This window comes from Bacillus sp. JJ1127, assembly GCF_036965845.1.
GTDB lineage: Bacteria > Bacillota > Bacilli > Bacillales > Bacillaceae_G > Bacillus_A.
In genome coordinates, this window is record NZ_JBALQK010000243.1 from 5,247 (window position 1) to 15,933 (window position 10,687).

General features: G+C 36.3%; 13 protein-coding genes. All 13 read right to left on the minus strand.

The features are described from left to right. Positions 1-76 precede the first annotated feature (76 nt). The 13 genes from V7183_RS21155 to flgB all read right to left on the minus strand — a co-directional run bounded on the left by V7183_RS21155 (position 77) and on the right by flgB (position 10,236). Positions 77-562 carry a LysR family transcriptional regulator gene (locus V7183_RS21155; RefSeq protein WP_335360733.1) on the minus strand — a complete coding sequence of 162 codons (486 nt, stop codon included), beginning with the start codon at positions 560-562 and terminating at the stop codon, positions 77-79. Between the two features lie 37 nt (positions 563-599). Then, a complete protein-coding gene (locus tag V7183_RS21160) occupies positions 600-935 on the minus strand; it encodes a DUF3964 family protein (protein ID WP_335360734.1) in 336 nt (111 codons plus the stop codon). Between the two features lie 68 nt (positions 936-1,003). Then, positions 1,004-2,209, minus strand: a complete 1,206-nt coding sequence (gene flgE, locus V7183_RS21165) for a flagellar hook protein FlgE (RefSeq protein ID WP_335360735.1) — start codon at positions 2,207-2,209, stop codon at positions 1,004-1,006. A gap of 38 nt (positions 2,210-2,247) precedes the next feature. Beyond that, a complete protein-coding gene (locus V7183_RS21170; RefSeq protein ID WP_335360736.1) occupies positions 2,248-2,781 on the minus strand; it encodes a flagellar hook capping FlgD N-terminal domain-containing protein in 534 nt (177 codons plus the stop codon). After that, positions 2,782-3,981, minus strand: coding sequence for a flagellar hook-length control protein FliK (gene fliK / locus V7183_RS21175; protein ID WP_335360737.1), 1,200 nt, complete (start codon positions 3,979-3,981; stop codon positions 2,782-2,784). Then, positions 3,974-4,384, minus strand: coding sequence for a cytoplasmic protein (locus V7183_RS21180; RefSeq protein ID WP_097896235.1), 411 nt, complete (start codon positions 4,382-4,384; stop codon positions 3,974-3,976). Before V7183_RS21180 ends, fliK begins: the two co-directional genes overlap by 8 nt. 114 nt (positions 4,385-4,498) lie before the next feature. Then, positions 4,499-5,803 carry a flagellar protein export ATPase FliI gene (fliI, locus tag V7183_RS21185; RefSeq protein WP_335360738.1) on the minus strand — a complete coding sequence of 435 codons (1,305 nt, stop codon included), beginning with the start codon at positions 5,801-5,803 and terminating at the stop codon, positions 4,499-4,501. Continuing rightward, on the minus strand, positions 5,800-6,492 hold the full coding sequence (locus tag V7183_RS21190) for a FliH/SctL family protein (RefSeq protein ID WP_335360739.1): 693 nt from the start codon (positions 6,490-6,492) through the stop codon (positions 5,800-5,802). The genes fliI and V7183_RS21190 overlap by 4 nt, the downstream gene beginning before the upstream one ends. Then, on the minus strand, positions 6,479-7,483 hold the full coding sequence (locus V7183_RS21195; RefSeq protein ID WP_097896241.1) for a flagellar motor switch protein FliG: 1,005 nt from the start codon (positions 7,481-7,483) through the stop codon (positions 6,479-6,481). Before V7183_RS21195 ends, V7183_RS21190 begins: the two co-directional genes overlap by 14 nt. A 13-nt stretch (positions 7,484-7,496) precedes the next feature. Further along, the gene (gene fliF / locus V7183_RS21200) at positions 7,497-9,056 is read right to left on the minus strand and encodes a flagellar basal-body MS-ring/collar protein FliF (protein WP_335360740.1); all 1,560 of its coding nucleotides are present in this window, start codon (positions 9,054-9,056) and stop codon (positions 7,497-7,499) included. A 22-nt stretch (positions 9,057-9,078) separates the two neighbouring features. Beyond that, positions 9,079-9,378 (minus strand): flagellar hook-basal body complex protein FliE, encoded by a 300-nt coding sequence (fliE, locus tag V7183_RS21205; RefSeq protein ID WP_335360741.1) that lies wholly within the window; start codon positions 9,376-9,378, stop codon positions 9,079-9,081. A 17-nt stretch (positions 9,379-9,395) separates the two neighbouring features. Next, a complete protein-coding gene (gene flgC / locus V7183_RS21210; protein WP_335360742.1) occupies positions 9,396-9,809 on the minus strand; it encodes a flagellar basal body rod protein FlgC in 414 nt (137 codons plus the stop codon). A gap of 19 nt (positions 9,810-9,828) precedes the next feature. Beyond that, complete coding sequence (flgB, locus tag V7183_RS21215; protein WP_097896249.1) at positions 9,829-10,236, minus strand: flagellar basal body rod protein FlgB; 408 nt, start codon at positions 10,234-10,236, stop codon at positions 9,829-9,831. Positions 10,237-10,687: the final 451 nt, after the last annotated feature.

The window sequence follows — 10,687 nt, forward strand, 5'->3', positions numbered from 1 at the left end:
TCTCCCATCTAAAAAGAAAGGTTTTATGTCGATTTTTCAATTTGTACTTATATAGATGACCTATTTATATAAAAAATTACTCTTGTATAAACGAAGCGAGTGCCTCTAATAATACCTCTTGTGCCTCAGCAATCTCTGCTGGCATTGCCTCCCATTTTTTTGCAAGCTCTGTTTCTACCCTGATTCGAAGGCTAGGATCCATATGTGCTAGTACATATTCTTTCGTTGCTACATCTACATCAAGAAGAGAAAGTGCATACAGTTCCGAATCATTTACTTTTTGGAACAGCTGCTGCAATATAGCAGGTGCGACATGCTTTAATTTTTCAACATGAATTTCCTTATCTGAGAATAATAGCTCATATTGAATGAAAGTTATATTTTCCTTTATCACTTTAAAATAACAGTTATTCTTTTTGTCATTTACAAAGTACCCATTCGGATCAGCAATGATATTCTCAACTTTTCGAATTAAATCAGGTAAGCTATTTGCTGACATAATGGTACGTTGTTCGATTTCACTGGGGGAAATGAATGTAACTCGATATTTATTTTGTACCATATTATGTTTTGCTCCCTTCCGTTTCATTTGTATCATTCTAAGAAGCAGCTAGTAATTCAATATTGTTAAACCAAAATGCTAGCTGTTTCTCTGTAATACTTGACAAATTAATAAAAAACTCTCGGCATTTCATTACATCAACAAACGCTTGATACTTCCAATTATCCCCACTATAAATGCCGACAAAATAAAATTCATGGATTCTACCAATAACAACTTGCCTTTCCCCAAATGTATACGGAGGAACTTTCTTTATCTCAAATTGATCTGGCAAATATCGATGTTCTTCTTGTTCTATTTTAATAATTTGTCTTGCTAATTCAGGCTTATCCTGAAAAAAAGGTAATTGTAAAATCCTTTCTTGTCTTGTCATACCGAGACCCTTTCTATATATCAAATAAGCATGTAGCACCTATGAAAGATGCTACATTCATCTATATACTATCGAATTAAGTTTACAACTTCGTTTAATATATCATCCGATACTTTAATTACTTTTGTATTTCCTTGGAATCCACGTTGATACAACATTAAATCAACGAATTCAACAGCTAAGTCAACGTTAGAACTTTCTTGTGAATTCCCTTTTATTTTACCTGCGCCACCTTGATTGGCAGCACCGATATTTACAACACCTGCCGCCGCAGTTGGTTCGTAATTTCCATTCCCTACTTTCATTAATCCGTTGTCATTTGGAAACGTAGCAACTGCTAGCTGTCCAGCAACTCTCGAGCTACCATCCGAATATCTTACCAATACATCACCACCATCAGATATTTCATAGTCCTTCGCCACTGCAGCTTCACGACCAGTTGTAGCTTTCGATGTAAGGGTGTTTTCTGTAGGCATATTACTTAAGCCACTTACGTCTAACTTGATTGTACCTGTACCTCCGTTAACATTAAATGGAATGTTTACTGGTCCACCGTTTTGAAGCTTCCCTGTATTATCAAATGTAAGAGTGTTATTTGTAGCAACCTGCCCATCCACTAATACATTATATTTATACTGATTTGGTTGTGTATCTTTGCTAATTTCTATGCGTATACTTACTTTCTTTCCTGCACTGTCATACGCCTTAAACTCTTGTACCATTTCCGGCACATCTCTTGGAATATTCCCAGAAATTTTCGCCGCATCCGTTTGAACCCCTGCAATTGCTGAGTCTAATGGAACTGAAATTGGTTTTATCCCGCTTAAATAATCAACCTTACCTGTCTTTTGATCCACACCATATCCTAATACATACTGACCTTCTGTATTGACAATATAATTATCATCAGATTTATTAAACGTTCCTTTTCGTGTATATTGGGTATTTCCTCCTTGAGAGTCGCCCACTACAAAGAAACCATTTCCGTCTATTGCTACGTTTCCTTTGACACCTGTCGGGTTTATTGTACCAGTGCTATAATCTGTATTCGTTCCACTTAATTTCACACCATTACCAATACTTTTTGGATTCGTTCCAGCATACGTGCCGTCTCCTCTAGAACCTACTGTATTGTTATATAATAAATCGTCAAACATCGCTTTTTGTTTTTTATATCCAACCGTTTGTGCATTGGCAATATTATTAGAAGTAACACTTAATGCACTTTGCATCGCATTCATACCTGAAATACTTGTATATAATGATTTAATCATTTTATTTACACTCCTTATGCTCTTTTATTTTTAGATTGTTATTTTACCTCTGTATTTACTGCTGGTTTTTGTTCTGGCTTTTGTTCTGGTTTCTCTGCTGATTCTATCGCTTGATCTGATGCACTCGTTACAAAGTTCATTAATACAATTTTGTCTCCTACAACAAGTTGTACTTCATTGTTAGGAGCCAATCGTACTGCATCTACCTTCCCAGAAATCTCCGCCCCATCAGTTGAAACTCCTGTTATATGCTTGCCTAGGAACTTCATACCACCATCTAATGCTGTTGTATTCACTGTATTTTTTAAAGCATCAACAGCTTTAGTCATATTTTGTACCTGCTCCATAAGTGACATTTGCGACATTTGATTCATCATTTGGTCCATATCCATCGCATTAAATGGATCTTGATATTGTAAGCTCGTTAAAAAGAGTTTCAAGAAATCATCTTTCCCCATCACACCAGGTGTTTTTTGATCACCCGCTTTTGTAGCTGCTGTTTTATTTTGAGCTTGTGTTTGGGACGCTTGCATATGATTGGTATTTGTTGCATTCATTTCAACACCTGGCATTTAGTCTTCCTCCAATAACCCAGCAAAATCTTGTTCTGACGCTTTTTCTTTTTTAACCATCACTCGCTGTTGCTTTTGCGCCTGTTCTCGCTCTTGTTGTTGACGTTGCTGATCTTTATTCGTATAACTTAATTCAATGTGAATCTCTTTTTCTTTTAATTTAAACTTTAATTCATCAAAAATCATTTCAACTCTTTTTTTCGCATCGTGTTTTTCCATTTCAACATGAACTTGAATGGAATCACCTTGTTTTTTCATATATACGGTTAACGTTCCAAGCTTTTCAGGATTTAATTGAAACAACACTCGTTCTTGCTTTACGATCAGTTTTTGTAAAGCCTCCACTTTCGCTTCCATTTTATTTCCTAATTCCGGAAGGGAAACTTTTTGTGCTTGGAGCTGTTCACCGTCTTTTTTCAAGACATGGTCATTTCCAACAAAAATTGGATTTATACCTTGTTCTCCTTCAGAATCTACTGGTTTTTCCAACTTGTCTTCCAGGCCAACAAAAGTTTCTTTTTGTAGTTGTTCTTTTTCAGCTACAGCTTGTTCCCCGGCCAGCATTTTATTTTCTGCACTAACAGCTGCTTCCTTGTTTAATAATGGATCTGAAGCACTTTTTGTCGTTAAATCACATGATTCTATTTGAATGGATTTAGAGAGCTCAGACAGCTTTTCCGAAGAAGTTACTTTTTCTAAAATCATTTGAATTGTATCTTCTGAACATATAGCATTTTCAATATTAAACTCTTTAAAAAAGGCTTGCAGTTGCTGGATCTCTCCTGCAGGTAATTCATTTATTTTTATATTTCCATATGTTTTATACAATTCTTGTATTTTTTGTATGTATTGATATAGCAATTCTGGTTGCGCACGTAAATGCTCAATTGCCATCATTTGTTCTGATACTGCTAGCAGCAATTCTTCTGTCGTTTTCTTTTCTTCTTTCTTCTCATTTCCAGATGTTTCTTCTTGTTTTAAAGATTTTCTTGCGAGAAGATATTCTTGCCGTTCTTCCTGTGGTGCTTCCTTTTGTCCCGTTCCCTCCGTTTTTGGCTGTTTCTTGTCTTGTTCATTCATTTTGTTTAGAAATGAAGATTTCCCATCTTTCGACTGTAATTCTAGCCCTTTACCTTTTTGCGGAGGTAAACTCGGTTGCACCGGAAATATAGGTTCTATCACCGTATTCACCTCATCCATTCATACACATTTTCAAATCAAGAAGCATCTTCTCTTCTCGTTTTTCTTGTACTTTCGCAAACTTTTTACAATCTGCTTGATACATTTCATCAATCACACGTTCTTTTTCTTTGATTTGTTCTAAAAGATTTTCATTTTTTTGAATAAACCCAGTTATTTTTTGTATTTTTCGATTCCATTCTTCTATTCTTTCAGGTGAAAATGTATGAGAAGAAAGCATGCCAACCATAATCTGTTCCCCAGCCTGAACAATTTTACTGCGCGATTGAAAAACATGTAAATCATATTCTTTTTTTTGTTCTATTTTTCTTTTTTCAGCTGTTAATTCGTACACTTCTTTTAAAACATGTTCTTTTTCTTGATTGATTTGCCATTTTATCGTATCATACTGCTGCTTATTCACCTGTTTTATAACCCCCTTCTATTATAACGTTCTCTTATCCTATTATATAGTTTTTTCACAAAAAAATCTGTGAAATATTAAAAAACAAAAATAAGACCTCAAAAAGCGAGGTCTCTATACAATATGATTCATCGCTTGAACGGTATCACTAAAATGATAACTGTCGGTTCGACCTTGTTTTAAAAATGTATTTATACTATCTATTTTATTTTTGCATTCAAAGATGTAAGCATTCTCTTCATTTTCTTGAATCGTTCCTAATTTGAAGTACAATTCATTTTCTTTATAGATTGATAACGTCTTTCTTATTTCATTTGCCAGTTGCCAATGCTCTTCTGATACGATTTCTTCCATAATCCGGCTCACAGAATCTAGCACTGAAATGGCTGGATAATGATTGAGTGTTGCAAGGTCCCTCTTTAATACAATATGTCCATCTAAAATACCGCGAGCTAAGTCTGGTACAGGGCCATTTAAATCGTCACCATCAACAAGTACAGTATAAATACCTGTTATCGATCCTTTTTGCGTCTTACCGGAGCGTTCGAGTAATTTCTTCATATAACTTTCCATAAGAAGTGTTTTCCCGCCAATCGGTAATTCCTTCACCGCAATATCAACACTTCGTCTTGCATCCGCAAAACGGGTAACAGAGTCCATCATAAGCAGTACATTATTTCCTTGATCGCGGAAATATTCAGCGATTGACGTTGCTAGCTTTGCAGCACGCAGCTGCATAAGATGACTTTCATCGGAAGTTGCTACCACAACAACGCTTTTTTTCATACCTTCTTCGCCCAGTTCTTTTCGAATAAAGTCTTTTACTTCACGACCGCGTTCCCCTACTAAACTAATGACATTAATATCCGCCTTCGCATTTTTTGCAATCATGCCAAGCAGTGTTGATTTCCCAACACCCGAACCAGCAAAAATACCAATCTTTTGCCCGATGCCAATGGTTAGCATGGAATCAATGGATTTAATACCCGTTTCAAATACTTCGGTAATCTCTTCCCTTTCAAATGCATGGATAGGAGGCGCGTCTAATTGTACTTTTTGAAGCGGTACACTCTCACTTGATTCGTTTAAAATCTCCCCATTCGCACTTAACACTTTTCCTAGTAAATGATTCCCACGAGGTACGGCAACATCTTCAGCAATTAACGTTACAGAATCGCCATAGCATACTTTTTCAGTCTGTTCAAATGGAAGCAGCATATTGTTTTCTTTTTCAATTGCAATGACTTCACATAAAACACGATGTTCACCAACAAGACAAACATCACCAATCTTTGCTTTCGGCCCTTTGGAAGTAAAGAACTGTTCCTGTACACTATGAACTTTTCCTGTTTTCGTATAAAACGGCGCATTGATAAATGCATTCCATTTGTTATGTTCATTCATCAACATACCGCTCATACCTCCTCGAATACCTTTTGTTCTTCCCATCTTTGACGAAGCTTCTCAAATATAGGTGCAAACTTAAATTCGAAAAACTCTTTTTCTTCTTCAATGACAAACTCGCCAAATTCCATGGAAAAATCATATTTCCATTCTACAAGTTGCAGGAGCCAATATTCTTTCGTATTTTCCTTTTCCGCTTCAATCCGTTCAAATGTTTCTGGATGCACCGTAATAATTAACTTTTCAAATGAAGTCGGGAGCGTTTCAACAATTCCTTTTAAAATAGGAAGAATATCTAACCCATGTGTATCAATTGCTTGATTAACAACTTTTTCGGCAAGCTGAAGTGATTGATCCCATAGTAACTCTGCCCACTCATATGCCGTTTCTTGTTGCTTCTGCTGAAACTGCAGACGCGCTGCTTCCAGCTGTTCAATTTGCTCATGAACATGCATTTTGAATTGTTCTTTTTCCTCTAGTAGTTGTTTTCGTTCCGCCTGTAACATTTGCTGGTCTTTTCTGAACTGGCTCATTTCAGCATGCAGCGCTTCTTGCTGCGCAATTAATTCTGCATAATCGACTTCTATTTCTACTTCGATTTCTTCCTGTTCTACGTGAACTGGAGGCTTCGGAAATTGTAATTCATACGTTTCTTCAGAAAAAGAAACAGAATTCTTGGGAATTCTGTTTTTAAATAAGGACATCATCTTCACCTCTTTGAATGACAATTCTTCCTTCTTTCTCTAGCTTTTTCACCGTACCTGTAATCGTTTGCTGTGCTTTTTCAGCCTCCGTCATCTTAATCGGTCCTAAGCCATCTAATTCTTCAAGGATCATATCTTTACGGTTTGCAGACATACATGTAAATAATTTCTCTTTAATTTCTTCTTTCGCAATTTTCAATGCTTTCGCAAGAACGCCGTTATCTGTAATTTCTTCTAATACACGGCGAAGCGCAAGAGAATCAAGGCCAAGTAAGTCTTCAAAGACAAACATATTTTCTTTAATTTTTTCGGATAGTTCATAATCCACTTCATCAAGTTTTTGAAAGACTGTTTTTTCCACACCACGTGAAACGTTGTTTAAAATATTAACAATCGTTTTCAGACCATCTGTTTTATTAATCGCACTAAATGCCATCATATTTAATTTCGATTTTAATAGCTCGCCGATTTGACCAATTAGATCGCTATCTACTTGCTCTAGTTTGGCAATCCCCATTACTGTTTCCACACGCTTATGATCTGGTAATTTCTCAATTAATTGAGAAGCAAGCTGCGGCTTAATATAAGATGCAATAATGGCAATTGTTTGTGGTGATTCATCATTTAATACAGTCAGAAGCGGTTCTAAGTCAGTAAGTGAATTCAGGAACTCAAACGGATTATCTTTGTTATACCAAAGATCTTCTAATAGTTTTTCCAGTTCATCTTCCGGCATATTTTTAAATATACGGCGAATATATTCTTTATCTGGTGTAACTAAGTTGAGCTCTTTCACATTTAATTCATATAAAAATTGTCCCATTACATTTTCTAATGTTTCAGGTTTATACGCACGAAACTTAGCAATCTCGCGAAGCAATACTTCTTTTTCCTCAGCTGTCATATATTCAATGACTTTCGCTGCCACTCCTTCGTCTAATGTACGAATGATAATGGCAGCTTTTTCTTTGGAGGAGATTTCATCTAACATCGTTTTTCCTCCCTCACTGTCCGTTTAACCATTTTTTAATAACTTTCGCAGTACCTTCTACATGCTCTTTTGTAGCTTCCTGCACTTGTTCATCTAGCGTTGGTTCCGCTGGTTCTGCTGGTTCTGGCTCTTCCTCTGGAATTTCCATAATGACTTCCTCAGTAGCAGCCACTTCTTCTTCCGCAAATGGCTCATATTCTTCTAGTTCTTCTTCATCCTCTTTCTTACGTTTCGCTAAGAAGTACCATAATAAACCACCTAGTGCGAGAAGCCCTCCAGTTATTCCACCAATTAACCACCAGTTGAAACCACTTGGTTCTGGTTCTTTTGTTTTTTCTGCTTTCGGTTGATCAAATTGAACCGTAACAACATTTACTTGACCGTTTGTAAATTGTCCATTTGGATCTACTTGTAAACCAGCTGCTGTTCCAATGGCTTCTTTAAAAGTTGTCATATCAATTTTTCGTTTTACTAACGTATCATTATCCACCCAAACAACAACGTTTGTCTTTGTTAATTCTGGATGCTTTTTAATCGTTTCAACCGTTTTATCAATTTCGTAGTTTTCGATTTTGTTACCGCTGTTGTTGTCATACACGACTTTTCCATTTTGATTATTGCTTGTACCGTAGTTTGGCACTTGGCCATTTGCGGTAATACCAGCAGCCTGCTTCGCATCCGCACCTTCTTGCGCTGTGGAACGCTCCTGCTGATCTTGTTTACTACGAAGCACACCTTTATCACCATATTTTTCTGACTGGCGTGTTACTTCATCATAATTTACATTTACCTTCGTATTGACCTTAAACTCATTTTGTTTAAACATCGTTGATAATGTTGCATCAATATCTTGTTTCAGCTTACTTTCAATTTGCTGCTGCATCTCTACTTCTTTCTCATATGAAGATGAGCCTGCATTATGAGATGCTTCTGCTCCTTTTGACACGATGCCTTTTTTACTATCGATAACGCTGACTTCTTCTGGTTTCACACCTGGAACTGCTGCACTAATCATCTGCTGAATTCCTGCAACTTGATCCTCTGTCAACGTTTGCCCGCGTTTTACACCAACTGTAATCGCAGCCGTTCCTTTTGCTTTTTCTTCATCGAAAATCGTTTCTTTTTCTGGCAAGGTAATTTGAACGTTTGCGCTTTCCACTGTCGCAAAGTTTCTAACAATATCTTGCTCCAATTGTTTCTTCGTACCGACAAGCTGTTTCATCTTCTTGTCTTGTTCACTTGATCCAAGTGAGCTTTCTAATAAAATCTCTTCTCCGCTTTTAGAGTTAAATGGTAAACCCATTCCATTCATTTCTTTTCGAATCCACTGAGCATCTTTCTTTTGAACCCGAATCGCTCCATCGTTTGCTAGCTGATAATCGACACCTAGCTTTGATAATTCTGCTGTAATCTCTTGTTTATCTGCATCATTTAAATTTTGATATACAACAACGTATTTATCTGGCAAGGTGAAATATAAAAGTACTCCTGTTGCAATCGCTAAAAGCGCAGCGCCAATGACCATCTTATGCCACGTTTTTAACGATCGGAAAACATTCTTTATCTTTTCCATTTAAACACACCCGTCCATTTTCCTAAATTTGCATATTAAGTAGCTGTTTATAGTTTTCAATTAGATTATCACGTACAACAGCCGCTGTTTTCATTTGTGATTCAGCTTTCTTTTGTTGAATGAGGACATCATGTGTCTCTCCCACACCTTTTGTAAGCAAATCATATACTGCTGTTTGAGCATTGTTTTGCGTTTGATTCATATCTTCCAATAAATCAATAAACTTCTTACCTTCAACCGTAGATGTTTGTGAAGTTTTCGGCGCGCCAATTGGTTGGATTGTCCCAAATGGTTGTGTATTCATCACTGATTCGATTTTCATACTTTCCCTCTTCCCTATTATCCTCGGCCGATTTCTAAATCTTTATCGAGCATTTTTTTATTTGCATTTAGTACACTTGTATTCGCCTCATACATTTTTTGTGCGACCATTACATTCGTCATTTCAGCTGTCATATCAACATTTGGATAGCGAACATATCCTTCTGCATTCGCATGTGGATGTGACGGATCATAAACAAGATTTTCCTTTGGATCTGATTCAATACTTTTGATTTTAACTCCATTATTCGGAGTTTGGTTCAACATACTTGCAAAATTATTATTTTCCTCTAATACAACGCTACGGCGACGATATGGCTCTCCATCTGGCGCTCCTGTTGTATTGACGTTAACAATATTATCAGAAGTAACTTCCATCCACTTTCGCGCAGCTGTTAATCCTGATCCACTTGCATTAATTGCCTGAAACATAGTTGTCACTCCTTTTTCCTTAACGTCCTCGTGCCGCTTGATCGATTGCATACTGCGTATTAATTGAATTGATTGAAATACCATATAACTGATTTGTTTTCAGTAAATCTATCATTTCTGTTGTTGCATCGACACTGTTTCCATCTTTATTTGTTTGCATCGATTTCGTCTGAATCTTTGCGTATGTATTTTTCGCATTTGCTGTCGGCAAATGCATATTACTTGTTTGATATAAATCAGGATTTGTCTGCAAATCAGCTTTATTTTTTTTGTACAATTTATTGCTCATATGCATCTGTTCAGCAAATGTAACATCCTGTGCTTTATATCCTGGTGTATTTGCATTTGCAATATTACTAGAAACTGTATTTCGTTTTGTTACTAAATAGTTCATATAGTGACCTACGTCACTAATCAAATCTGGCATATTCCACACCCTTTCTTTTCCATCATTCTCTTTTATGAGCACAATGATCCGCTGATGGAAGTTTCACTTCATGATCCATTTTCATATATGTATCTATTTATTAAAATAATAACTATTATGTATCCTACAATATTTTATGTCATTTTTCCAATATTGTCTTTAGAAAAATAAAAAAATATAAAAAAAGAATACAAAAAACAATATAAGAAGAAAAAGCGACTATTCAATCCTTCGGACAAAACCGCTTTGCTTCTGCCTATATTCATAAAGTGACACCTCTATCAACGAAATGTTTTTACTTAGTAATTTTATATACACCAACTTTAATTTTTCAACATATAAGTCGCTGCGATGCAGAATAAAACATGACCTGCACTTGCATTCTCTCTTTACTTTCAACCTTGCATGGGGCAGAAACAGGCCCTGACCGCTTCTATGCATGGCCAGATGC

What these genes read in the sequence shown, in the direction of transcription:
- V7183_RS21170 (WP_335360736.1), bottom strand. Translation starts at nt 2,781, where the DNA reads ATGCCAGGTGTTGAAATGAATGCAACAAATACCAATCATATGCAAGCG.
- fliI (WP_335360738.1), bottom strand. Translation starts at nt 5,803, where the DNA reads ATGAGCGGTATGTTGATGAATGAACATAACAAATGGAATGCATTTATC.
- V7183_RS21160 (WP_335360734.1), bottom strand. Translation starts at nt 935, where the DNA reads ATGACAAGACAAGAAAGGATTTTACAATTACCTTTTTTTCAGGATAAG.
- fliK (WP_335360737.1), bottom strand. Translation starts at nt 3,981, where the DNA reads ATGGATGAGGTGAATACGGTGATAGAACCTATATTTCCGGTGCAACCG.
- fliE (WP_335360741.1), bottom strand. Translation starts at nt 9,378, where the DNA reads ATGAAAATCGAATCAGTGATGAATACACAACCATTTGGGACAATCCAA.
- flgB (WP_097896249.1), bottom strand. Translation starts at nt 10,236, where the DNA reads ATGCCAGATTTGATTAGTGACGTAGGTCACTATATGAACTATTTAGTA.
- flgC (WP_335360742.1), bottom strand. Translation starts at nt 9,809, where the DNA reads ATGTTTCAGGCAATTAATGCAAGTGGATCAGGATTAACAGCTGCGCGA.
- flgE (WP_335360735.1), bottom strand. Translation starts at nt 2,209, where the DNA reads ATGATTAAATCATTATATACAAGTATTTCAGGTATGAATGCGATGCAA.
- V7183_RS21195 (WP_097896241.1), bottom strand. Translation starts at nt 7,483, where the DNA reads ATGTTAGATGAAATCTCCTCCAAAGAAAAAGCTGCCATTATCATTCGT.
- V7183_RS21190 (WP_335360739.1), bottom strand. Translation starts at nt 6,492, where the DNA reads ATGTCCTTATTTAAAAACAGAATTCCCAAGAATTCTGTTTCTTTTTCT.
- fliF (WP_335360740.1), bottom strand. Translation starts at nt 9,056, where the DNA reads ATGGAAAAGATAAAGAATGTTTTCCGATCGTTAAAAACGTGGCATAAG.
- V7183_RS21155 (WP_335360733.1), bottom strand. Translation starts at nt 562, where the DNA reads ATGGTACAAAATAAATATCGAGTTACATTCATTTCCCCCAGTGAAATC.